The organism is Halogeometricum sp. S3BR5-2 (assembly GCF_031624635.1).
GTDB lineage: Archaea > Halobacteriota > Halobacteria > Halobacteriales > Haloferacaceae > Halogeometricum > Halogeometricum luteum.
This window is the reverse complement of sequence record NZ_JAMQOQ010000002.1, coordinates 761,567-781,960: the sequence shown is the minus strand read 5'-3', so window position 1 is coordinate 781,960 and position 20,394 is coordinate 761,567. Positions and strand designations below refer to the sequence as shown.

The following is a 20,394-nucleotide window of genomic DNA, read 5'->3' as shown; positions in this document are numbered from 1 at the left end:
TTTTACGGTGTGAATCGCCGAACCCGCGCCCGAGGACCTCGACGTGGAGGGTGTCGTTCTGTCGAAACGTTAGAAGCTGGTGGATATCCGTGCTGGGTGAGGAGAGCCTCGCGGCAGTCAGAGGTCGCCGTTGACGATGTCGCGGACGCGCTGGCGGTCGAACAACTGCTCTTCCTCGGGTACGTCGAGCGGGGCGTCCAGATCGGGTTCGCCAAACACCTCGGGATAGAACAGCCGTGCGGTCAGTTCGGTCTGGAAGGCGTTGACGAGCGGCCCCTGTTCCGCGGTCGGTCCGGGGAGGACGCGCCCCTCTTGAACCGCGGTGAGTTGGCTCCCGACGTCGTCGTCCTCCATCGGCGTGACGAAGTTCTCACGGAACTGTTCGGCGTCGAACGCGCCGTCGCCGTCGAACGTCACCGAGCCGGTCGTGATGCCCCAGTGGACGATGATGACGTCGGGATCGACCTCCAGCATCGTTTCGTAGTCTACCTTGGCCTGGCCACCCCCGATATGCTGGAAGGCGTCGTCTTCGACGACACCGACGTCGCGGTAGGGCTTTTTCTCGTAGCCCTTGTCCGTCATGTCCATGACGTAGAACTCCCCGGTGTCCGGACTGGAGCCGGAGTTGATGAGGCCGTAAGACGGCGTGTCGTCGTCGGACGGGAGCCGTGACTGCAGTTCGGACTGCAACTCCTCGTGGAGTTCGAGCCACGCATCGGTTCTGGCGCGCTCGTCGAGGACAGTTCCGACCTTGTCGAAGGCCTCCAGCATCGTCGGCGCCCGGTCGGGGTAGCCCATCTCCTCCTGCCAATCGCTGCTCATGCGGCGGTTGTGACAGCCGAAAAACGGCGCGACGTTGGTTTCGATCTCCTCAACGTCGGAATCCTTCCAGTTGTCGTCCCACGCCTGAATCATGTTGGGGTCGACGAGGAAGACGTCCGGGTCGTGTTCGTAGAAGACCTCCTTGGGCATCCCGCCCTCCTGCCACAGTGGGGGCCAGTCGTTGTCGTACTCGATGTCCAACGGGTCGTAGAAGAGCGTAGGCGCGCTCAGCCTGTTCGTCTGTAGCTTGTCAGCCTGCCCAAGCGAGACGACCATGTCCGCCCAGCCCATGTTGTACGTCGTCACGGACTCCGGAACGGACTCGAACGCCACCTCGCCGACGGGAAACAGTTCGACCGTGTAACCGCCGTCGTCGGTCGTCGTCTCCGTGCCAGCGTCGGTGTTCGTCTCGACCGGCGTCGATCCGGAACCGGACTGCCCTGAACACCCGGCGAGCAGTCCGCCGCCGACGACCGTCCCACCGTACTTCACGTAGTCTCTGCGCGTCGGTGCCCCGCGCCCACCGATATCTTCGGACATAATTCTTAGGCCAGCCTAAACAACCAAAGCTGCTTCGGTATGGAAACGGTATCTGAAACCTGAGTGACCGATGCACGCTCTCTGTTCAACACAGTTTCAACGAACTATCAGCGACGGAGCAGCTAAACGGAGTTAGAATACCGCTTCGACCCGCGCCCGCTCGGCGAGGCGCTTTTGATATTCACGTGACGCAAAGCGTCTCGCGAGAGCGGTCGCGCGGAGCGCACCCCGACCCCGCGAAACGGTGGGGTCGTCTAGACCCAGCCTTCCTGCACCAGCAGTTCGCCGTTCAGCAGCGACGCGCCCGCGGCGCCGCGAATCGTGTTGTGCGCGAGGCAGTTGTACTTCAGACCCGTGCCCGTCTCCTGAATCCCGCCGGCGGAAATCTGCATGCCGTCGCCGCGTTCGCGGTCCAGACGAGGCTGGGGTCGGACGGGGTCCTCGAAGACGTGAATCAACTGTTCGGGGGCGCTGTGCAGGTCGACGCCCTCGTAGGAGCGCATCGCCTCGGCGGCGTCCTCGGCCGTCGCCTCCTCGGCCGTCTCCGCGAAGACGTTCTCGAGGTGGCCGTCGATGGTCGGAATCCGGTTGCAGGAGGCCGCGACGTCCATCCCGTGCAGTTCGACGTCGGTGCCGTCGAACTCGCCGAGGAGCTTTCTCGATTCGGTCTCCATCTTGTTCTCCTCGCCGCCGATGTGCGGGATGGCGTTGTCGATTATCTCCATCGAGGAGACGCCGGAGTAGCCCGCCCCGGAGACTGCCTGGAGGGTGGAGACGCGGACGGATTCGAGGTCGAACGACTCGTCGAGGGCGGCCAGCGTCGGCACCATCGTGATGGTCGAGCAGTTCGGGTTCTTCACGAGGGCGCCGTCCCAGCCGCGTTCGTCGCGTTGGACCTCGATGAGGTCGAGATGGTCCGGATTTATCTCCGGAATGGTGAGCGGCACGTCGGGGGCCATGCGGTCGTTCGAGGAGTTCGAGGAGACGACGTAGCCCTCGTGGAGGAACTCGGGTTCGACCTCGGTGGCGACGCCGGAAGGGAGCGAGGAGAACAGGAGGTCCACGTCGTCCAGGACGGCGTCGGGCGTCGTCGGACCGACCTCCATGTCCGCGATGTCGTCCGGGATGGGGGCGTTCACGCGCCACTTCGCGGCGTCCGCGTACGTCTTGCCCGCGCTCTCCTCGCTGGCGGTCAGCGCCGCGAGTTCGAACGTCGGGTGGTCGTCGAGGAGTTGGATGAATCGCTGTCCGACCGCGCCGGTCGCGCCGAGGATGCCGACTCGTACTGCCATTGCCGTGGCTTTCCGTGGCACACCCATAAGGCCGTTTGGATTCGGGACGTATTTCACGAACGTTCACCTTCGAGCCCGTATTCTTCCGCTCGGAAGACGTTCGTCCACTCCGACGCCGCGACTGCTTCGACGGACGTCGAAGCCGGAACCGCACCGAACCGATAGAATGAGGTGCCGCGTTCGGGTATACTCCCGCAAATGTTCAGTAAGGTTCTCGTCGCCAACCGCGGAGAGATAGCCGTCCGCGTGATGCGGGCGTGCAAGGAGTTGGGCGTGCGCACCGTCGCCGTCTACAGCGACGCCGACAAGCACTCGGGGCACGTGCGCTACGCCGACGAGGCGTACAACGTCGGCCCCGCCCGCGCGGCGGACTCCTACCTCGACCACGAGGCGGTCATCGAGGCCGGCGAGAAGGCCGGCGCCGACGCGATTCATCCGGGGTACGGCTTCCTCGCGGAGAACGCCGACTTCGCCGCCAAAGTCGAGGAGTCGGAGATGACGTGGGTCGGCCCCTCCGCGGCGGCAATGGAGCGACTCGGCGAGAAGACGAAGGCGCGCGCGCTGATGCAGGAGGCCGACGTGCCCGTCGTCCCCGGCACCACCGAACCCGTCGAGTCCGCCGACGAGGTCAAGGAGATAGCCGACGAGTACGGCTACCCCGTCGCCATCAAGGCGGAGGGCGGCGGCGGCGGCCGCGGTCTGAAGGTCGTCCACGACGAGGCGGAGGTCGAAGAGCAACTCGAAACCGCACAGCGCGAGGGCGAGGCGTACTTCGACAACGCCTCCGTCTACGTCGAGAAGTACCTCGAGGCGCCCCGGCACATCGAGGTGCAGATTCTCGCGGACCACCACGACAACGTCCGGCACCTCGGGGAACGTGACTGCTCGCTCCAGCGTCGCCACCAGAAGGTCATCGAGGAGGCGCCCTCGCCGGCCCTCGACGACGACCTCCGTGAGCGAATCGGCGAGGCGGCGCGCCGCGGCGTCGACGCCGCCGACTACACGAACGCCGGGACGGTCGAATTTCTGGTGGAGGACGGGGAGTTCTACTTCATGGAGGTGAACACCCGGATTCAGGTCGAGCACACGGTGACAGAACAGGTGACGGGCATCGACGTGGTGAAGTGGCAACTGCGGGTCGCCGCCGGCGAGGAACTCGGCTTCGCGCAGGACGACGTCGAGATAGAAGGCCACTCGATGGAGTTCCGCATCAACGCGGAGAACGCCGCCAACGACTTCGCGCCCGCGCCCGGCGGCGAACTGGAGACGTACGACCCGCCGGGCGGGTTCGGCGTCCGACTGGACGACGCCCTCCGGCAGGGCGACGACCTCGTCACCGATTACGACTCGATGATAGCGAAACTCATCGTCACCGCCGGGGACAGAGAGGAGTGTCTCGCGCGCTCCGAACGCGCGTTAGAGGAGTTCCAGATAGACGGTTTCCACACCATCATCCCGTTCCACCGGTTGATGCTCACCGACGAGACGTTCCGCGCGGGCGAACACACGACGAAGTACCTCGACGAGGAACTGGACAGGACGAGAATCGAGCGGGCCGTCGAGAAGTGGGGACCGGCCGAGTCGGAAGGCGACTCCGACGGGGACGAGGAGGTCACCGAACGCGACTTCACGGTGGAGGTCAACGGCAAGCGCTTCGAGGTCAGCCTCGAAGAACGCGGCGCGCCCGCCGTGCAGGTCCCGGCGGACGGCGGAAGCGCGGGCGGAAGCGGTACCCGCGCTCGGCCGGACGAGGCCGAGGGGGACGACGAGGAGGCCGTCGCCGTCGAGGGCGGCGAGCAGATAACCGCCGAGATGCAGGGCACCATCCTCTCCGTCGACGTCGAGGAGGGCGACGACGTCGAGAGCGGCGACGTGGTCTGCGTCCTGGAGGCGATGAAGATGGAGAACGACGTGGTCGCCGAACGCGGCGGCACCGTCGCGCAGGTGCTCGTCGGCGAGGGCGAGAGCGTCGACATGGGCGACGTGCTGGTCGTCTTGGAGTAGCGACCGCGAACCGGCTTCTTTCGGGCGGTCAGCGGTAGCCGGCGACGACGAGAATCAGGCCGAACACGACGCCGACGGCGATGAGCGCCGCGCCGCCGATGCCGTACAGTTCGGCGGCGGTGTACTGGAACCGCTCGCCGTAGCGCATGATTCCCGCGGAGAGCAGCAGCGTGATTCCCGAACCGGTCAGGACCGTCGCGATGTCGAAGCCGGCCGGGTTTCCGAAGTCAGGCATGGGCGTTTCGACGCCCACGACGGGGAAAGGCCCACCGGCCGCGGTCGAACTCAGAGTTCCTTGACGACTTCGGCGGGGTTGCCCTGCACGACAACCTCCGCGGGCACGTCGCGGGTGACGACGGCGCCCGAGGCGACGACGCTGTCGTCGCCGATAGTGACGCCGGGGTTGACGACGGCCCGGCCGCCGAACCACACTCTGTCGCCGACGGTGACGGGCTTGCCGTACTCCTCGCCGGCGACCCGTTCGGCGGCGTCGAGGGGGTGCGTCGCGGTGTAGACGTGGACGCCGGGCGCGAGCATGCAGTCGTCGCCGAACTCGACGGGGCAGACGTCGAGTATCACGCAGTCGAAGTTGGCGAAGAAGCGGTCGCCGACGCGGACGTTGTAGCCGTAGTCGCACTTGAACGTCGGTTCGACGAGCGGGTTCTCGCCGACGGCGCCGAAGAGGTCTCTCAGGATTGACTCCCGGTACTCGTCCTCGTCGACGCCCGTCGCGTTGTACTCCTCGGTCAGCCGACGCGCCGCGCGGCGCTCTTCGACCAACGTCGAATCCATCGGGTCGTACGGCTCCCCCGCGAGCATCTTCTCTTTCTCCGTCTCCGTCTCCGTCTCGGAGGGCATCGTCCGCCTCTCGTCGCCGGTCGACTTCGTTCTTGCGCGCCGCCGCGGGAATCCCCGGCGCTTTTCTCCTCGCTCGCCCCACCCCCTGCATGAACGAGACGCGCCGCGCCCTCCTCGACGCCCTCGCCGGGGGGCCGACGACGGGGCCGGCCCTCGCCTCGGAGTTGGGTATCTCCCGCGCCGCCGTCTGGAAGCAGGTCGAGGCCCTCCGCGAGGAGGGGTTCGGCGTCGAGAGCGGCGAGGGGGGTTACCGCGTCACCGACGTGCCCGAGTACGGCGCGGCGGCCCTCGCGTTCGGCCTCGACGCCCCCTACGCGGTGGAGTACCACGACCGAATCGGCAGCACGAACGACCGGGGACGCGAACTCGCCCCCGAAGGCGCCTCGGACGTCGTCGTCGTCGCCGGCGAACAGACCGGGAGCAGGGGTCGACTCCGCCGCGAGTGGACCGCCCCCGCCGGCGGCCTCTGGGCGAGCCTCGTCCTCCGACCCGAGATTCCGCCGGCGCACGCTCCCCTCTACACGCTCGCCGCCGCCGTCGCCGTCACACGGGCGGCGCGCGAGGCGGGAGTGGACGCGTCGATAAAGTGGCCGAACGACGTTCTCGTGAACGAAGTGAACGAGAACACATCGGACGAGTCCGATGGAGTCCCCGTGAGTGAAACGAACGAGGCCGACGCCGAATCCGACCGCGGCGGCCGCAAACTCGCCGGCGTCCTCACCGAGATGGAGGGGGAAGCGGACAGGGTGTCGTGGGTCGTCGTCGGCATCGGCGCGAACGTCAACGTCGACGCCGCCGACCTTCCGGCGGGGGCGACGAGCGTCCGCGAGGAGGCCGGCGACGCGGACTTACGGGTGTTCTGCCAGCGCGTCTTAGAGACGTTCGCGGACTTGGTTGCCGACCCCGATTCCGTCCTCCCGGCGTGGCGCGAACACGCCGCGACGCTCGGGCGGTACGTGCGCGTCGAGACGCCGGGCGGCGTCGTCGAGGGCGAGGCCGTCGACGTGCGAACGCCCGGTGCGCTCGTCGTACGGACCGACGAGGGCGAACGCGTCGTCCACGCGGGCGACTGCGAGCACCTCCGGCCCGCGCGGTCCGAGGGGAAGTAGGTTAGTCCGCTTCGACGCCCGTCTCGGCGTCCGCGTCGGCCTCGGACTCCGTTTCGACGTCCGACTCGGCCGCCGCGTCCTCTTTCGCCCCCTCCGCCGTCGAGACATCACCCACCCGTACGGTGAGCACCGGCACCTCCGAGGCGCGGACGACCTTCTCCGCGACGCTGCCGAGGAGCAGGCGGTCGATTCCGCCGCGACCGTGCGTCCCCATCACGACGAGGTCGCAGCCCTCCTGCTCCGCGAACCGGACTATCTCGCGGCTCGGCGTCCCCTCGGCGACCGTCGTCTCGACGGGGACGCCCGCGTCCGCGGCGACGGCGCGAACCTCCTCCATCGCCGCTTCGGCGTCCGAGCGCAGCATCTCGTCCAACCCCTCCCACGAGGACTCCATCGGGAGGCCGGCGAAGCTCCCGCTGTTGATGACGTACAGCGCGTGGACGGTCGCGCCGTGGACGGCCGCGAGTCCGACGGCGTGTTCGAGGACGCGCGCGGACCCGGCCGAACCGTCGGTCGGGACGAGGATACGCTGGTACATCATGTTAACTCACCGCACGATAGTCGGCTCGGAGGCATAACTCTATCCCCAAAGACCGTTACGAATCGAAAGTCCGTGCCGAGCGACGGCGGACGGGTCGCTCAGAGCAGTACGTCGCGCACGTCCGCCTGCCCCGCGCGCCGGACGACGGCGCGGACGGGGTCTTTCACGCCGGCGAGGTTGTCCGAGTCGCCGTCGAGGACGAGCAGTTTCGCCTCCCGGCCCGCCTCGACGACGCCGTAGTTCTTCCCCGCCAACTCGGCGCCGTTGACCGTCGCCATCCGCAACACTTCGGCGGCGGAGACGTCCGCGAGTTTGTCGAGGAACTCCATCTCCCGGAACATGGAGGGGGAGTTGAGCATCACGTTGTCCGTCCCGAGGGCGAGGGTGGTCCGGTCGGCCAACTCGCGCACCGGGGCGACGCCGACGTTCGTGACGAGGTTCGACCGCGGGCAGAGGACGATGGGCACCCCGCTCTCTTCGATTCTATCGAGATGCGACGGTTCGGGGTGGACCATGTGGACGGCGAAGTCGGGGTCGAGGTCCAAGGCGGGGTCGATGTCGAGCGAATCGCGCTCGCCGGCGTGGATGCCGAACAGCTTTCCCGCCTCGCGCGTCGCCTCGCGGAGGTCGGCGAACTCGGCGTCCCGGGCGCCCGAGGCGCCGAAGCCGTCGGACGCGCGCATCGCGTCGGCCGTCTCGCGGCCGAGGACGACGGGGTCGATGTCGAGTCCGTCCGCGGCCGCGCGGATGGCCTCGACGCCCTCGACGCCGCCCTCGCGGAACTCGATGCACGTCGCGGTTCCCGTCGCCGCCATCATGCGGAGCGACCGCCGCATCGCCTCGACTTTCTCCTCGCGACTCGCCGCGCGGAGCAGTCGGTGCTTCAGGCCGTCCGGCGGCGCGACCAACTCGTCCAGCGACAGCCCCGACCCCGCCTCCTTGGCGATGGAGTCGCCGATGTGCGTGTGCGCGTTGACGAACGCCGGCAGGACGATGTTCTCGGAATCCGTGCTCGCCTCCTCGACGGCCGAAATCTCGCCGTCCTCGACGACGACGCGTCCCTCGACCGGTTCGAAGTCGCGCCCGCGGAGGATGGTCCCCTCGATGATCATGGTCGGTACTCACCTCGGACGAGGCTTGAAACTCCCGACCCGTTCCGTTCGGCCGACGCCTCACTCCGCGAACTCGTCCAGCGTCGCGTTGACGCCGTGGCGGACGTCCGAGACGAGGGCGCCGTCGATGTCGAGGCCCATCTCCTCGACGGCGGCGCGGCCGACGGCGGCCGTCTCATCCGCGGGCGCGTAGACGCCGAAGCGCCACTGCTGGCTCTGCGCGGTCCTGAGGGCGGAGACGAGCGGCGACTGCTTGCCGAGCCGTCGTATCTCGCCGCTGACCATCACCCGGGTGGTCGACTCGGTCATCGACGGCCGCGGGGGCACGTCGACGATGACCGACCCGGGGTCGATTCCGACGCGGTCCGCGACGGCCGCCTCGAAGTCGCGGTAGACGGTGTGGTCGGCGTCGATAACGTCGTCGGGGACGGCGTCCATCTCGGCCCACACCGCCCGCTTGTACAGGTCGCGGCTGGCGAGACGCTCGGCGAACGCGCTCGTCTCGGGCGTCATGCGGAGGGCGGCGACGAGGTCGTGGTCGTCCATGCGGCGGAGTCTGTCGGCCGTGAGGTCGGGTTGCCGCAGGAGTCGCTCGCTCGCCCGCCTGAGCATCGCCTTCGAGATGCGAGCGACGTGGTGCTGGTAGACGGTCGGGTTCATCAGCGCGCGGGCGAGGAGGAGCGACTCCGCGGTCTGGACGTTCCCCTCGTCGAGGACGAGTTCGCCGTCGACGAAGGTGAGTTCCCGAATCAGCCGTTCGTGGTCGATGGTGCCGTAGGGGACGCCGGTGTGGTGGGCGTCGCGGACGAGGTAGTCCATCCGGTCGACGTCCAACTCCCCCGACACCAGTTGGCCGTACTTCCCCTCGCCGGCCACGAGGTCCGCGATGGTGTCCGGGTTCAGGTCGTGGTCGCGGAGGACCCGCCCCACCGCGCCCTCGGCGATGAGTTCGTGCACGTCGTCGTGGTACTTGCCGGTGTGGCGGTGGGTGACGCTCTCGACGTTGTGGCTGTACGGGCCGTGCCCCACGTCGTGGAGGAGGGAGGCGGCGCGGATTCGCTCGGCCTGCACGCCCTCGATGCCGAGGTGGTCGAGGGCGCGGGAGGCGAGGTGGTAGACGCCCAGCGAGTGCTCGAACCGCGTGTGGTTCGCCGACGGGTAGACGAGTTGCACCGTCCCCAACTGCTTGATGTGCCGGAGCCGTTGCACCTCCTCCGTGTCGAGGAGGGCCTCGGCGACGCCCTCGACCTCGATGTGGTCGTGGACGCTGTCCTTGATGGTCGTCATACCGGATTGTCGGCCGTCATCGTACAAAAGGGGTCGGGGGCGAGAGTCGGGTCGCGCCCGGTCGTGGTCGCCTCACCGGCTCAGGCGGCCGGCCTGGTCCGTTCGCTGTCGCCCGTATCGGCCAGCATCCCGCCGAGGGCGCCGCCGAGGGCGCCGGGGACGGCCGTCACGGCGACGACGAGGAACGCCGCGACGCCGGCCGCGAGGCCGAAGACGCCCGCGACGAGCGTCCCGAACACGAGCAGGAACGTCGCCACGATGATGCCGCCGACGACGGTGGCGATGCCGCCGTGCAGGGCGTCGCTGCCCATCGTTCCGCGGTTGACGTAGCCGGCGATGCCGCCCGCGAGGAGGCCGGAGAGTCCGGCTCCGATGATCGGGAGGCTCGCATCGGTGTACGGCAGTCCCAACCCGCTCAACAGTCCGATGACGATGCTCGCGGCGAGACCGTATAGGATGGCTCTGTAGTTCATCAGCAGTTACCTGTACATCCTCTCAGTCCATAAGCGAGTTCGAGGGCCCGTCGGAATGTCCGCGTTCTCGTCCGTTACGCCCGGAAATTCAGCCGCTTTCGAGTTCTCACTTCCCCGAGCGGGTCCGACGCTCCGCGACCGCGGCGGCGGTCGACCCGTTCGCCGCCGTCTCGCGCCGAACCGCCTCCAGCGTCCGTCGTGCCGTCTCCTCGCCGACGACGGCCGCGAGGCGACGGTCGTACGCCGGCCGCGAGACGATTCCCGTCCCGCGGTCGTCGAGTCGGTAGTCGCCGGCGACGACGACGTCGGAACCGTTTCGCGAGTCGAAGCGGATGGGTTCGTCCGCGAGTGCCGCCGTTAGGTGGTCTTCGTGCCCGTTCGCGTCGAAGGCGGTGCGCCACTCCACCGTCGCGGAGGGCGTCGCCGGGTTCCACCGCGCGCCCCACGAGTCGACGGCGACGACGAGGACGGGCGACCCGTCGTCGGGAATCTCCGATGCGACGGTCACGTCGAACCCGCGCTCTGCGAACGACTCGCGGAGGCTCCGTTCGAGGCGGGGTCGGACCGAGTCGGGCGCGCGGACCACCACGGTCGCGTTCGCCACGGCCGGGGCGGAACCGTTCGTCGTCGCGGACGCCGCCGTGGTCGAACCGGTCGTCGAGGAGCGGAACTCCCCGGCGGAGACGTCCGCGAGTACGAGGACGCCGTACGCCGGCGCGACGACTGCGAGGACGGCGAGGAGGGCGGCCGCGGCGACGCGGACGCGGTCGCCGGATGAGCGGTCGGACATCGTCGCGCCTTGGGCCCGGCGTCGGATAGTCCTTGTCGGTCGGCGCGCGGCGGTGAGCAACCTTGAAACCGCCCGTGGGCCTCTACGGAGACATGGTCACGTTTCTCGCCGGGGGGACGGGCACCCCGAAACTGCTCGACGGCGCGAGCGAGGTGTTCGACCCCGCGGAGACGACGGTGGTCGCCAACACCGGCGACGACGTCGAACTCGGGGGACACCTCGTCTGCCCGGACGTCGACACCGTCCTGTTCCACGGCGGCGGCGTCCTCGACACCGAGCGCTGGTGGGGCATCGAGGGCGACACGACGGCGACGGACGACGAACTCCACCGCCTCGCCGACGCCGCCGGCCTCGACGACGGCCCGCGCTACCTCCGCGACGAGGCGCAGGTCTCCGGGAGAGACATCGCCCGCTGGCGCCGCTTCTCCGGCGTCGCCGAGTTCATGGAAATCGGAGACCGGGACCGAGCGGTCCACGTCACCCGCACGTCCCTCCTCGACGAGGGGGACGCGCTCACCGAGGTGACGCGGACGCTCGCGGACGCGTTCGGTCTCGAAATCGAGTTACTTCCGATGTCGGACGACCCCGTCGCCACCGTCGTCCACACCGACGAGGGGACGATGCACTTTCAGGCGTACTGGGTCCACCGCCGCGCCGAACCCGCCGTCGAGGAGGTGGAGTTCCGCGGGGCGGGCGACGCCGAACCCACCGGGGCCGTCCTCGACGCCCTCGCCGACCCCGTCGTCGTCGGCCCGTCGAACCCCGTCACCAGCCTCGGGCCGATGCTGGCGATGGACGCCTTCCGGAACGCCCTCGAATCGACGCCCGTCGTCGCCGTCTCGCCGTTCGTCGAGGACCGCGTGTTCTCCGGGCCGGCGGCGAAACTGATGGACGGCGTGGGTCTCGACCCCTCCACCCGCGGCGTCGCCGACGCCTACCCGTTCGCCGACGCGTTCGTCCTCGACTCGGCGGACGGCACCGAGTTGGACCGACCCGTCGTCAGGACGGACACGGAGATGAACGGCCCCGAGGACGCCGCGCGCGTCGCCCGCGCCGTCGACTCGGCGCTGGCGGACGTCGGGGCGGAGGCGTCCCGATGACCTCGGACGCGAACTTCGACTTCGAACCGCGCCTCGCCCTCGCCAGCCTCAGCGGCGAGAGCGACGCCGCGTGGGCGCGGGCGGCCGCCTCTCACGCCGGGATGGCGTTCCTCGGCGGTGTCAGTCTGGACGAGGAGAGCAGGGACGCGGCGCGGGAACTCGTCGCGCGCGACCGCAACGAGTTCCTGCCCGACGACCCCCTCGCGTTCGTCACCGGGGAACTCGACGCCCTCGCGGACGCGGAGATACGGGTCGGCGTCAACGTCCGAAGCGCGACGGTCGACCCGGTGCGCGAGGCCGCCCGCCTCTGCGCGGACCGCGGCGCCGTCCTCGAAGTGAACGCCCACTGCCGGCAGGACGAACTCCGCGCCGTCGGGTGCGGCGAGACGCTTCTGCGCGACACCGACAGACTGTGCGAGTACGTCGCCGCCGCCGCCGACGAGGGGGCGACGGTCGGAGCGAAAGTCCGCGCCGAAGTCGACGGCGTCGACCTCGCGGAGACGGCGGCGCGACTCGCCGAGGCGGGCGCCTCGCTGATACACGTCGACGCGATGGACTCCGAGGACGTCGTCGCCGAGGTGGCCGAGACCCCCCTGTTCGTCGTCGCCAACAACGAGGTGCGAGGCCGAGAGAGCGTCCACGAGTACCTCGCGCACGGCGCGGACGCGGTGAGCGTCGGCCGGCCGAGCACCGACCCGCGCGTCCTCCGTCGCGTCCGGCGGGCGGTCGACGGCTGGTTCGACGGGGAGCGAGCGGGCGAGTCGGGGTCGAAGACGGCCCCCGACGCCTCGGAGGGCCGACCGTGAGCGGCGCGTCCGAGCGTCCGAGTCCCCGCACCCCCGCCGAGAACGCCCAACTCGCGCTCCTACTGGACGTCGCCGGGACGCCGAAACCCGGCAACGTCGACCGCGCGCGCGACCTCTCGGACCTCCGGTTCGAACACTTCCTCGCGGGCGCCGTGGGGTCGGGCGAGGGCCTCCGCCGGGCCGAGGCGGGCGCCCCCGTCGGCGTCGCCTTCGAACGCGCCGTGCGCGGGATGCGCCACCAGGAGGGCGGCAACACGCAGTTCGGCTGTCTGCTGCTCCTCGTCCCCCTCGTGCGCGCGGCGGCCGCGGGAAACCTCTCGCCCGACGGAGTCACCGAAATCGTCGAGTCGACCACCGTCGCGGACGCCGCGGACTTCTACCGGGCGTTCGAGCACGTCGACGTGGCCGTCGACGACCCGCCGGAGGACCTCTCGGACCTCGACGTCCGCCGCGGGAGCGACGCGGTACCGACGCTCCGCGAGCGAGGGTTGACCCTGTCCGAGGTGATGGCCGCCAGCGAGGGCGACGGCAACGCCGCGGAGTGGACGGACGGCTTCGCCGGCACGTTCGAGACGGCGGAGGCCATCCGCGCGGACGACGGCCCCGCGCCGGACCGAATCGCGCGCGCGTTCGTCGACCGCCTCGCCGACGAGGGGGACACCCTCGTGCGGACGAAGCACGGCCCCGAGACGGCCGCCGAGGTGCGCCGCCGGGCGGCCGAGGCCCGGGGCGACGAGGGGAGAGTGGCCGAACTGGCCGAGGAGTTCGTCGCGGAGGGTATCAACCCCGGAACGACGGCCGACCTCGTCTGCGCGGCGGCGTTCGTCGCCCTCGAACGGGGGTTGTCGGTGTGAGCGGTCCGGAACCGGAGGGGGCGGCCGACGGGTGGCCCGTCGCCCTCCGCGGCGTCACCGAGTCGGTGGTGACGACGCTCGGTCCGAACGACCGCTGGAACGTCGCCGCCCTCGGCCTGCGCGCCCCCGAGGAACCGGGAGACGTGGTGACGGCGACGACGTGGGGGAACACGCGGACGCGGCGGAACTTCCACCGGCGCGGCGGCGGCGTCGTTCAGTTCGTCTCGGACCCCCGCGAGTTCGTCTCGGCGGCCATGACCGTCCGCGAGGAGGACGACCCGGTCCTCGACGCCGCGCACGCGTGGGTCGAAGTGGAAGCCCGGCGCGTCGACGGCGGCGAACGCGGCGGCACGCGCTGGGAACAGTGGGAACTCCGGCCCGCCGAGTCGCGCGTCGTCTCCGAGACGGTTCCCCTCATCAACCGCGGGTTCGCCGCCGTGATAGACGCCACCGTCGCGGCGTCGCGCCTCGACGTGCCGGCGTACGACACCGACGAACTGCTCTCTCGGCTCGAGTACTTCGCGGACACCGTCGAACGGTGCGGCGGCCCGGCGGAGAAGGAGGCGTTCGAGACGATAGACGCGGTATCGGGCTGGCGGGACCGGCCGTAGCCGACGGCGGGGTCGACGGACGCCGCCCTCGTCCGAACGACCCGTGCCACGCCCTCTCTCGCCGGCGGGCGCGGAACGAATCGTTTTAGTGCGCTCTGTGGATACCGTCGGGCATGGCTATCAAACCCAAGTACGTCAAACAGCTCGGAAAGCTGCTGCTGGAGAAGTATCCGCAGGCGTTCAACGCCGACTTCGATACGAACAAAGAGAGCGTCAGCCAACTGACCAACGTCGAGTCGAAGGAAGTCCGAAACCGCATCGCGGGCTACATCACGCGAAAGAAGGGCGGCGCGGCGCAGACGGCGTAGACGGGGGCGCTTTCTCGACGCGACATCGACGGGCCGAGAGCGGTCCGCTTCGGAACTACTCGATTTCGAGGCTGCCGCCGCTCTCCCCGTCGCCGCCGTCCTCGTCCCACTCCAACTCGAACTCCACGCTCAGTTCGCCGGGGCTCCCCGTCGGACCCTCGCGTTCTGCTTTCACCTCGAACGTCAGTCGGGGCGGCGGGTCCATCGTCACCGTCTGGTCGCCCGCGCGCAGCGTCAGCGATTTCCCGGTTTCGAGGTTATCCGCGACTTTCCGCAGATACGACGCGATTTCTTCTCTATCCTGCGTACTTTCGGATTTGAAGAGCGTCTCTTCGGGCATACGTCCGATTACTGGAGGCGGAGGCGGATAAGTACCACCGTCGATTCGGCGGTGACCGACCGCGCCCGCGGCGCCGCGGGAGAACACATTTGTTCGGCGACCCCAGAGCGAGGACGATGACGAACGACTCCACCAGCAAGCCGATGGTCGACGCGTTCGACGGGATGCATCCCGTCTGGAAGCTGTTCTCCCTCGTCGTCGCCGTCGTCCTCCTACTCGGCGCGTGGGCGCTGCTCACCGCCTGAGCGGGTCGGAACGCGACGCGGTGGGCGGTGGGGGCTCAGAAGCGGTCGGTGCGCCCGGCGGCGCTCCACTTCTCGCGCGGGGCGCCGTCCGGGACGCGCGCGGCGGGCCGACCCACGCCGTCCAGTCGCCCCGCGAACGACCACTTCTCGCCGTCCCACGACTCCTCGCCGTCCGAAGCGGCGGCGGCGGCCGCCGCGGCCGCCCGCCGGTCGCGGAGGTGCGCGCCGACGGCGGCGACGATGGCCGCCGCTTCCTCCTCGTCGGCCGTCTCCGGAATCGACAATTCCACGTCTTCGACGGTCATATCGGGATGTTGCCGTGTTTCTTGTCTGGCAGTGACTTGCGCTTCGAGCGCAGCATCTCCAGGTCCTCGACGAGGCGCGCGCGCGTCTCCGTCGGTTCCAGAACCGCGTCGACGAATCCCCTATCTGCTGCGGTGTACGGGTTGGCGAACTCTTCCCTGTACTCTTCGATGAGTTCGTCGCGGCGGGCCTCGGGGTCCTCCGCCGCGTCGAGTTCGTCGCTGTAGAGGATGTTGACCGCGCCCTGCGGGCCCATCACGGCGATTTCGGCCGTCGGCCACGCGTAGTTGACGTCCGCGCCGAGGTGCTTCGAGGCCATCACGTCGTAGGCGCCGCCGTAGGCCTTCCGCGTGATGACCGTCATCAGCGGGACGGTCGCTTCGGAGTAGGCGTACAGCAGTTTCGCGCCGTGGCGGATGATGCCGCCGTGTTCCTGGTCGGTGCCGGGGAGGAACCCCGGCACGTCGACGAAGGAGACGATGGGGACGTTGAACGAGTCGCAGAAGCGCACGAAGCGGGCGGCTTTCTCGGAGGCTTCGATGTCCAGCGTTCCGGCGTTGACGCGGGGTTGGTTGGCGACGACGCCCACGGAGTGACCGTCCAGACGGGCGAAGCCGACGACGATGTTCTTGGCGAACTCCTCGTGGACGCCGAAGAACGAGCCCTCGTCGAGGACGCCGTCGATGACGTCGTGGGCGTCGTAGGGTTTGCGGGGTTGGTCGGGGACCACCGAATTGAGCGACTCGTCGGCGCGTTCGGGGTCGTCCCAGGGGTCGACGCGCGGGGGGTCCTCGACGTTGTTCGGCGGGAGGTACGAGAGGAGGAGTCGAATCTGGTCGAGAGCCTGCTCCTCGGAGTCGCAGGCGAAGTGGGCGACGCCGGATTCGGAGGCGTGCGTCATCGCGCCGCCGAGTTCCTCGAACGTCACCTCTTCACCGGTGACGGTCTTGATGACGTCGGGGCCGGTGATGAACATGTGGCTGGTGTCCTTCACCATGAAGGTGAAGTCGGTGATGGCGGGCGAGTAGACGGCGCCGCCGGCGCAGGGGCCCATGATGGCCGAAATCTGCGGGACGACGCCGGAGGCCTCCGTATTTCGCCGGAATATCTCGCCGAACCCGCCGAGCGACTGGACGCCCTCCTGAATGCGGGCGCCGGCGGAGTCGTTGAGGCCGATGACGGGGGCGCCGACTTCGACGGCCTTGTCCATGACCTTCGAGACTTTCTCGGCGAATACTTCACCTAGGGAGCCGCCGAAGACGGTGAAGTCGTGGGCGAAGACGAACGTCTTGCGGCCGTCGACGTCGCCGTAGCCGGTGACGACGCCGTCGCCGGGGAGTTTCGTCTCCTCCATCCCGAACTTGTGGTTGCGGTGGGTTCGGAACTGGTCGAACTCGTTGAACGTCCCGTCGTCGAGGAAGTAGTCGATGCGCTCTCTGGCGGTCATCTTCCCCTTGTCGTGTTGGGACTCGATGCGTTCCTCACCTCCGCCTTTCAGCGCTCGCTCGCGCTTCTCGCGGAGTTCGTCGATACGGTCGTCCATCGTCACAGCGGACCACCTACACTCATTATCACGAACGTCCGGACGGGGCGCAAAAGGGTTTCCGCAATACGGCAATCGAGGGTTCGACGTCCGTCGTACCGCCCCCGCTTCGCTCCGCGAGCGGACTGCCGTCACGCTTAGGCGACGCCGGTCGGTATCGGCGTCCGTGTCCCACCGCTACACCGGCGACGACGACGACGACGAGGAGTCGGAAGTGTTCGATCAGGACGCGTCCCGCCGCTCGGACGACCGTCGCTCGGGCGAGGACGTCGACAGCGACACGACCGTCACCAGCCGCGAGGCGTCGGGGGCCGGCACGGAGGCCGGCAGCAGTCCGGACCCCGATGACGGTTCGACGGCCGACGAGGTGGCCGCCGCGGAGACGGACGCCGACGAGACGGACGGCCCCGCGGACCGCGAACTCCCGCCCATCCTCGACGTGCGGGACGCGCTGGACCGCATCGAACGCGAGGCCGACGCGGACGTCTCCGAGCAACTGGACCGCGCGCGCTCGCTCCTCGCGGAGTACGAGGACCGCGACGACGTCAGCACCTCGCGGGCGTCACTGGTCGACGACATCGACGGCGTCGTCGTCTCGATGCGCGAACGGCTCTCGGGCGACGCCGACAGGCTGGCGGAGGGCATCGAGAATCGCCTCCAAATCTACCGCGACTCGCGGAACGACGCCTCCGAGACCGTCCACGCCTCTGGCGCCGGCCTCACCGACAACGGCGGGAACGTCGAGTCGGCGAAGGCCGTCCGCGGCGAGGCGGTGACGCTCGAAGCGACGCTCGTCAACCAGGGCGAACCCCGCGACGGCGCGGTCCGACTCACGTTCTACGACGAGTCTGACGCGCCCGTGCTCCGGGTCGAACGCCGCGAGACCGACCTCCGGCCCGACGACAACCGGCAGGTGAGCCAGCGGGTGGTCGTCCCCGAGGAGGCCGAGTACTTCGACGTCGCCGCGCTGGACGCGACCGATTCGGCGGCGACCACGGGCGAGCGCGCCTGATACGGACTTTTCTTTCCCTCGGCTCTCACACTTCGTTTCCCGTCTCTCACACCGCCACCAGCGCCGCCCCCGCCACGACCAGCACCGCCCCGGCGACGATGCCGCGGGTGACGCGTTCGAGGTCCGAGAGCAGGAAGTACGAGAACACCGTCGTGAACAGCGGCGCGGTGGCGATGAGCGGGTCGACGACGGCGACGCGGCCCTCGGGCAGCGCCAGCGCGGTGAACATCGCCAAGAGCGCGACGGCGGTCATCGTCCCGCTGACGGCGAAGACGCCGTAGGTGCGCCGCGGCGCCTCCAGCACGTCGCGGCGGCCGGCGACGAGGACGTAGCCGCCGAGGGCGACGAGCGCCGCGAACTCGTTGAGCGCGACGGCTTCGAGCGCCGAGGTGTCCCCCAGTCCCAGGCCGAACCGGCGGAGGACGTTGCCGATGGCGAACGTGACGGCGGCGGCGAGCGGCATCAGCAGGTCCCGGGTGTCCCAGCCGGCGATGTCGCCGCCCTTCGCCAGGGAGAGCACCGCGAGGCCGACGACGAGGACGAGGACGCCCGCGGCCGTCGCGAGCGAGACCGGCTCTCCCAAGAACCCGACGGCGAGGGCGGTGGCGAACAGCGGTCGGGCGCTGACGACGGCGCTGGAGACGCTGGCGCCGACGCGGTCGTTGCCGGCGAAGATGGCCAGCCGTCCGAGCGCGGTGCCGAAGACGCCGGCGGCGACGAACACCGCGGCGGTTTCGAGCGGGAGGCCGACGAACGGGACGGTCCCCCGCGCGAGGAGGGCCAGCGAGTAGAGGAGGGTGTCGACGACGACCACCACCAGCGCCGCCTGTAAGGGTCGCCCGCCGCCGGAGAGCGCGCGTTTCTCGATGACGGGTGTGAACCCCCAGAGCACCGCGGGGCCGAGCGAGAGGAGGAGGACGAGCGGCGGGACGGAGACGTTCACGTGCGTCGGTCCGTCGGCGGCGGGGAAAGCGTGCTGATAGCGGAAGGGGCGTCGGGGAGAAGAAATCAGACGAGCGAGCGCTCGCCGCGCAGGCCCGCGAAGGCGGCGGCGGCGACGGCGACGGCGGCGGCGACGGTGGGCCAGAAGCCGATTTCGGCGTCGACGTTGAACGTCGTTAGGAGGGTGAAGACGAGGAACGTCGGGAGCAGGACGCCGACGGCGAACAGCCACGGCGTCGCGACGGCGCGGCCGACCGGTCCGGCGCCCTTCCGGAACTCGACGAGGGCGTCCCGACCCATCACCCAGCCGACGAAGACGAGACAGACGGCCAGCCCGATGGTGAGCAGGATGTCGACGAGGGTGCCCGCGACGAAGCCGAACACGCCGGCGTTGAGCGCGCAGACGGAGCCGGTGACGGCGACGAGGCCGCCGACGGCCGCCGCGGCGCGGCGGCGCGGCAGGTCGTACTCGTCGACGAGGAAGGAGACGGAGATTTCGAGGATGCTGATGGCCGAGGAGAGCGCCGCGAGGGCGACGACGGCGAAGAAGGCCGTCGCCACGAGCGCGCCGGCGGGAAGCTGCGCGAACGCCCCGGCGAGGCCGACGAACAGCGCGCCCGCGCCGGTGCCCGTCTCGCCGGGTTCGATGCCGAGCGAGAACAGGAGGGGGAAGACGACGAGGCCGGCGAGGACGCCGACGACGGTGTTGAGGACGGCGACGCTCGCGCCGTCGAACGGGAGCGAGCGGTCCTCGTCGAGGTAGGAGGCGTACGTTATCATCGTGCCGACGCCGAGCGAGAGGGTGAACAGCGCCTGGCCCGCGGCGGGGCCGAGCAGGCCGAAGAAGTTCTCGCGGATGACGCTCGTGTCGAACCGGAGGTAGAAGGCGTACGCCTCGGCGGCGCCGGACTGCGTCGAGGCCCACGCCGCGAGGCCGACGAGCAGGGCGAAGATGGCGGGCATCATCCACTTCGTGGCGACTTCGATGCCCCGCCGGATGCCGGCGACGACGACGAACGCCGTCAGCGCCAGGAAGACGAGGTGAAAGGCGACGGCGTCGACGCCGACGGACGCCGCACTGAAGGACGCGCCGGGGTTCGCGAAGTAGGGGGTGCGTCCGGTGACGACGCCGAGGAGGCTCTCGCCGAGGTAGCGCAGTATCCAGCCGCCGACGACGCTGTAGAAGGAGATGAGCACCAGGGAACTGAGGACGAGGAAGCCGCCGGCCAGCCCCCAGCGGTCCGACCCCGAGAGCCGTTGCAGGGCGCCGACGGGGTTGCGCTTGGCGCGCCGCCCGACGACGAACATCGCGAGGAGGCCGGGGACGCCGACCAGGAAGACGATACCGAGATACATCGCGAAAAAGGCGCTGCCGCCGTTCTCGGCCGTCACCCAGGGGAACCGCCAGATGTTCCCGAGGCCGACGGCGCTGCCGACGGCGGCGAGGATGAACCCGACGCGTGTCGCCCACGTCTCTCGTGTCATTGACTCGCAGTCCCCCG

The 20,394-nt window shown here is 69.5% G+C and carries 23 protein-coding genes; 9 read left to right on the top strand and 14 right to left on the bottom strand.

Features of this window, described 5'->3' with window-relative positions; genetic code table 11:
• Positions 1 to 117 precede the first annotated feature (117 nt).
• Together NDI79_RS10565 and asd are read right to left on the bottom strand one after the other, a co-directional pair.
• On the bottom strand, positions 118 to 1,362 hold the full coding sequence (locus tag NDI79_RS10565) for an ABC transporter substrate-binding protein (protein ID WP_310928429.1): 1,245 nt from the start codon (positions 1,360 to 1,362) through the stop codon (positions 118 to 120).
• 254 nt (positions 1,363 to 1,616) lie between these two features.
• Positions 1,617 to 2,654, bottom strand: a complete 1,038-nt coding sequence (asd, locus tag NDI79_RS10560; RefSeq protein ID WP_310928428.1) for an aspartate-semialdehyde dehydrogenase — start codon at positions 2,652 to 2,654, stop codon at positions 1,617 to 1,619.
• Between the two features lie 198 nt (positions 2,655 to 2,852).
• Here asd and NDI79_RS10555 point away from each other — a divergent pair, with 198 nt between their 5' ends.
• Positions 2,853 to 4,658 carry an acetyl-CoA carboxylase biotin carboxylase subunit gene (locus NDI79_RS10555; RefSeq protein WP_310928427.1) on the top strand — a complete coding sequence of 602 codons (1,806 nt, stop codon included), beginning with the start codon at positions 2,853 to 2,855 and terminating at the stop codon, positions 4,656 to 4,658.
• 28 nt (positions 4,659 to 4,686) lie between these two features.
• On the opposite strand, the gene NDI79_RS10550 is transcribed toward NDI79_RS10555, so the two are convergent.
• Positions 4,687 to 4,893: a hypothetical protein gene (locus NDI79_RS10550; RefSeq protein ID WP_310928426.1), complete on the bottom strand. Its 207-nt coding sequence runs from the start codon at positions 4,891 to 4,893 to the stop codon at positions 4,687 to 4,689.
• Positions 4,894 to 4,943: 50 nt separating this feature from the next.
• Positions 4,944 to 5,516 carry a sugar O-acetyltransferase gene (locus NDI79_RS10545; protein ID WP_310928425.1) on the bottom strand — a complete coding sequence of 191 codons (573 nt, stop codon included), beginning with the start codon at positions 5,514 to 5,516 and terminating at the stop codon, positions 4,944 to 4,946.
• Positions 5,517 to 5,605: 89 nt separating this feature from the next.
• Between NDI79_RS10545 and NDI79_RS10540 the strand changes: the two genes are divergently transcribed.
• Complete coding sequence (locus NDI79_RS10540) at positions 5,606 to 6,625, top strand: biotin--[acetyl-CoA-carboxylase] ligase (protein ID WP_310928424.1); 1,020 nt, start codon at positions 5,606 to 5,608, stop codon at positions 6,623 to 6,625.
• A gap of 1 nt (position 6,626) precedes the next feature.
• Here NDI79_RS10540 and NDI79_RS10535 read toward each other — a convergent pair whose 3' ends face one another.
• From NDI79_RS10535 to NDI79_RS10515, 5 genes are all read right to left on the bottom strand, one after another.
• A complete protein-coding gene (locus tag NDI79_RS10535) occupies positions 6,627 to 7,166 on the bottom strand; it encodes a universal stress protein (RefSeq protein WP_310928423.1) in 540 nt (179 codons plus the stop codon).
• 98 nt (positions 7,167 to 7,264) lie between these two features.
• Positions 7,265 to 8,278, bottom strand: coding sequence for an amidohydrolase family protein (locus tag NDI79_RS10530; RefSeq protein WP_310928422.1), 1,014 nt, complete (start codon positions 8,276 to 8,278; stop codon positions 7,265 to 7,267).
• Between the two features lie 60 nt (positions 8,279 to 8,338).
• On the bottom strand, positions 8,339 to 9,565 hold the full coding sequence (locus NDI79_RS10525; protein ID WP_310928421.1) for an HD domain-containing protein: 1,227 nt from the start codon (positions 9,563 to 9,565) through the stop codon (positions 8,339 to 8,341).
• Between the two features lie 80 nt (positions 9,566 to 9,645).
• Positions 9,646 to 10,038: a DUF5518 domain-containing protein gene (locus NDI79_RS10520; RefSeq protein ID WP_310928420.1), complete on the bottom strand. Its 393-nt coding sequence runs from the start codon at positions 10,036 to 10,038 to the stop codon at positions 9,646 to 9,648.
• Between the two features lie 106 nt (positions 10,039 to 10,144).
• Positions 10,145 to 10,828, bottom strand: a complete 684-nt coding sequence (locus tag NDI79_RS10515) for a hypothetical protein (RefSeq protein ID WP_310928419.1) — start codon at positions 10,826 to 10,828, stop codon at positions 10,145 to 10,147.
• A 92-nt stretch (positions 10,829 to 10,920) separates the two neighbouring features.
• Here NDI79_RS10515 and cofD point away from each other — a divergent pair, with 92 nt between their 5' ends.
• The 5 genes from cofD (at position 10,921) to NDI79_RS10490 (ending at position 14,507) form a co-directional block, all read left to right on the top strand.
• Positions 10,921 to 11,928 (top strand): 2-phospho-L-lactate transferase, encoded by a 1,008-nt coding sequence (gene cofD, locus NDI79_RS10510; RefSeq protein ID WP_310928418.1) that lies wholly within the window; start codon positions 10,921 to 10,923, stop codon positions 11,926 to 11,928.
• Positions 11,925 to 12,734: a tRNA-dihydrouridine synthase gene (locus NDI79_RS10505; RefSeq protein WP_310928417.1), complete on the top strand. Its 810-nt coding sequence runs from the start codon at positions 11,925 to 11,927 to the stop codon at positions 12,732 to 12,734. The genes cofD and NDI79_RS10505 overlap by 4 nt, the downstream gene beginning before the upstream one ends.
• Complete coding sequence (locus NDI79_RS10500) at positions 12,731 to 13,588, top strand: triphosphoribosyl-dephospho-CoA synthase (protein WP_310928416.1); 858 nt, start codon at positions 12,731 to 12,733, stop codon at positions 13,586 to 13,588. Before NDI79_RS10505 ends, NDI79_RS10500 begins: the two co-directional genes overlap by 4 nt.
• Positions 13,585 to 14,199 (top strand): DUF447 domain-containing protein, encoded by a 615-nt coding sequence (locus NDI79_RS10495; RefSeq protein WP_310928415.1) that lies wholly within the window; start codon positions 13,585 to 13,587, stop codon positions 14,197 to 14,199. Before NDI79_RS10500 ends, NDI79_RS10495 begins: the two co-directional genes overlap by 4 nt.
• 113 nt (positions 14,200 to 14,312) lie before the next feature.
• The gene (locus NDI79_RS10490) at positions 14,313 to 14,507 is read left to right on the top strand and encodes a 30S ribosomal protein S17e (RefSeq protein ID WP_310928414.1); all 195 of its coding nucleotides are present in this window, start codon (positions 14,313 to 14,315) and stop codon (positions 14,505 to 14,507) included.
• 55 nt (positions 14,508 to 14,562) lie between these two features.
• Here NDI79_RS10490 and NDI79_RS10485 read toward each other — a convergent pair whose 3' ends face one another.
• On the bottom strand, positions 14,563 to 14,847 hold the full coding sequence (locus tag NDI79_RS10485; protein WP_310928413.1) for an amphi-Trp domain-containing protein: 285 nt from the start codon (positions 14,845 to 14,847) through the stop codon (positions 14,563 to 14,565).
• A 116-nt stretch (positions 14,848 to 14,963) separates the two neighbouring features.
• On the opposite strand from NDI79_RS10485, the gene NDI79_RS10480 reads away from it, so the two are divergent.
• Positions 14,964 to 15,092 (top strand): hypothetical protein, encoded by a 129-nt coding sequence (locus NDI79_RS10480; protein WP_310928412.1) that lies wholly within the window; start codon positions 14,964 to 14,966, stop codon positions 15,090 to 15,092.
• Positions 15,093 to 15,127: 35 nt separating this feature from the next.
• Here the strand turns inward: NDI79_RS10480 and NDI79_RS10475 are convergent, their stop codons facing one another.
• The gene (locus NDI79_RS10475; RefSeq protein WP_310928411.1) at positions 15,128 to 15,397 is read right to left on the bottom strand and encodes a DUF8022 family protein; all 270 of its coding nucleotides are present in this window, start codon (positions 15,395 to 15,397) and stop codon (positions 15,128 to 15,130) included.
• On the bottom strand, positions 15,394 to 16,938 hold the full coding sequence (locus NDI79_RS10470; RefSeq protein ID WP_310928410.1) for an acyl-CoA carboxylase subunit beta: 1,545 nt from the start codon (positions 16,936 to 16,938) through the stop codon (positions 15,394 to 15,396). Before NDI79_RS10470 ends, NDI79_RS10475 begins: the two co-directional genes overlap by 4 nt.
• 166 nt (positions 16,939 to 17,104) lie before the next feature.
• On the opposite strand from NDI79_RS10470, the gene NDI79_RS10465 reads away from it, so the two are divergent.
• Positions 17,105 to 17,950 (top strand): hypothetical protein, encoded by an 846-nt coding sequence (locus tag NDI79_RS10465; protein WP_310928409.1) that lies wholly within the window; start codon positions 17,105 to 17,107, stop codon positions 17,948 to 17,950.
• 46 nt (positions 17,951 to 17,996) lie between these two features.
• On the opposite strand, the gene NDI79_RS10460 is transcribed toward NDI79_RS10465, so the two are convergent.
• Both NDI79_RS10460 and NDI79_RS10455 read right to left on the bottom strand, forming a co-directional pair.
• Entirely contained in the window at positions 17,997 to 18,893 is an 897-nt protein-coding gene (locus tag NDI79_RS10460) for an EamA family transporter (RefSeq protein WP_310928408.1), read from the bottom strand.
• Positions 18,894 to 18,958: 65 nt separating this feature from the next.
• On the bottom strand, positions 18,959 to 20,377 hold the full coding sequence (locus NDI79_RS10455) for a sodium-dependent transporter (RefSeq protein ID WP_310928407.1): 1,419 nt from the start codon (positions 20,375 to 20,377) through the stop codon (positions 18,959 to 18,961).
• Positions 20,378 to 20,394 lie beyond the last annotated feature (17 nt).

What these genes read in the sequence shown, in the direction of transcription:
- NDI79_RS10530 (WP_310928422.1), bottom strand. Translation starts at nt 8,278, where the DNA reads ATGATCATCGAGGGGACCATCCTCCGCGGGCGCGACTTCGAACCGGTC.
- NDI79_RS10475 (WP_310928411.1), bottom strand. Translation starts at nt 15,397, where the DNA reads ATGACCGTCGAAGACGTGGAATTGTCGATTCCGGAGACGGCCGACGAG.
- NDI79_RS10550 (WP_310928426.1), bottom strand. Translation starts at nt 4,893, where the DNA reads ATGCCTGACTTCGGAAACCCGGCCGGCTTCGACATCGCGACGGTCCTG.
- NDI79_RS10505 (WP_310928417.1), top strand. Translation starts at nt 11,925, where the DNA reads ATGACCTCGGACGCGAACTTCGACTTCGAACCGCGCCTCGCCCTCGCC.
- NDI79_RS10525 (WP_310928421.1), bottom strand. Translation starts at nt 9,565, where the DNA reads ATGACGACCATCAAGGACAGCGTCCACGACCACATCGAGGTCGAGGGC.
- NDI79_RS10480 (WP_310928412.1), top strand. Translation starts at nt 14,964, where the DNA reads ATGACGAACGACTCCACCAGCAAGCCGATGGTCGACGCGTTCGACGGG.
- NDI79_RS10555 (WP_310928427.1), top strand. Translation starts at nt 2,853, where the DNA reads ATGTTCAGTAAGGTTCTCGTCGCCAACCGCGGAGAGATAGCCGTCCGC.
- NDI79_RS10455 (WP_310928407.1), bottom strand. Translation starts at nt 20,377, where the DNA reads ATGACACGAGAGACGTGGGCGACACGCGTCGGGTTCATCCTCGCCGCC.
- cofD (WP_310928418.1), top strand. Translation starts at nt 10,921, where the DNA reads ATGGTCACGTTTCTCGCCGGGGGGACGGGCACCCCGAAACTGCTCGAC.
- NDI79_RS10545 (WP_310928425.1), bottom strand. Translation starts at nt 5,516, where the DNA reads ATGCCCTCCGAGACGGAGACGGAGACGGAGAAAGAGAAGATGCTCGCG.
- NDI79_RS10515 (WP_310928419.1), bottom strand. Translation starts at nt 10,828, where the DNA reads ATGTCCGACCGCTCATCCGGCGACCGCGTCCGCGTCGCCGCGGCCGCC.
- NDI79_RS10490 (WP_310928414.1), top strand. Translation starts at nt 14,313, where the DNA reads ATGGCTATCAAACCCAAGTACGTCAAACAGCTCGGAAAGCTGCTGCTG.
- NDI79_RS10485 (WP_310928413.1), bottom strand. Translation starts at nt 14,847, where the DNA reads ATGCCCGAAGAGACGCTCTTCAAATCCGAAAGTACGCAGGATAGAGAA.
- asd (WP_310928428.1), bottom strand. Translation starts at nt 2,654, where the DNA reads ATGGCAGTACGAGTCGGCATCCTCGGCGCGACCGGCGCGGTCGGACAG.
- NDI79_RS10470 (WP_310928410.1), bottom strand. Translation starts at nt 16,938, where the DNA reads ATGGACGACCGTATCGACGAACTCCGCGAGAAGCGCGAGCGAGCGCTG.
- NDI79_RS10540 (WP_310928424.1), top strand. Translation starts at nt 5,606, where the DNA reads ATGAACGAGACGCGCCGCGCCCTCCTCGACGCCCTCGCCGGGGGGCCG.
- NDI79_RS10535 (WP_310928423.1), bottom strand. Translation starts at nt 7,166, where the DNA reads ATGATGTACCAGCGTATCCTCGTCCCGACCGACGGTTCGGCCGGGTCC.
- NDI79_RS10520 (WP_310928420.1), bottom strand. Translation starts at nt 10,038, where the DNA reads ATGAACTACAGAGCCATCCTATACGGTCTCGCCGCGAGCATCGTCATC.
- NDI79_RS10565 (WP_310928429.1), bottom strand. Translation starts at nt 1,362, where the DNA reads ATGTCCGAAGATATCGGTGGGCGCGGGGCACCGACGCGCAGAGACTAC.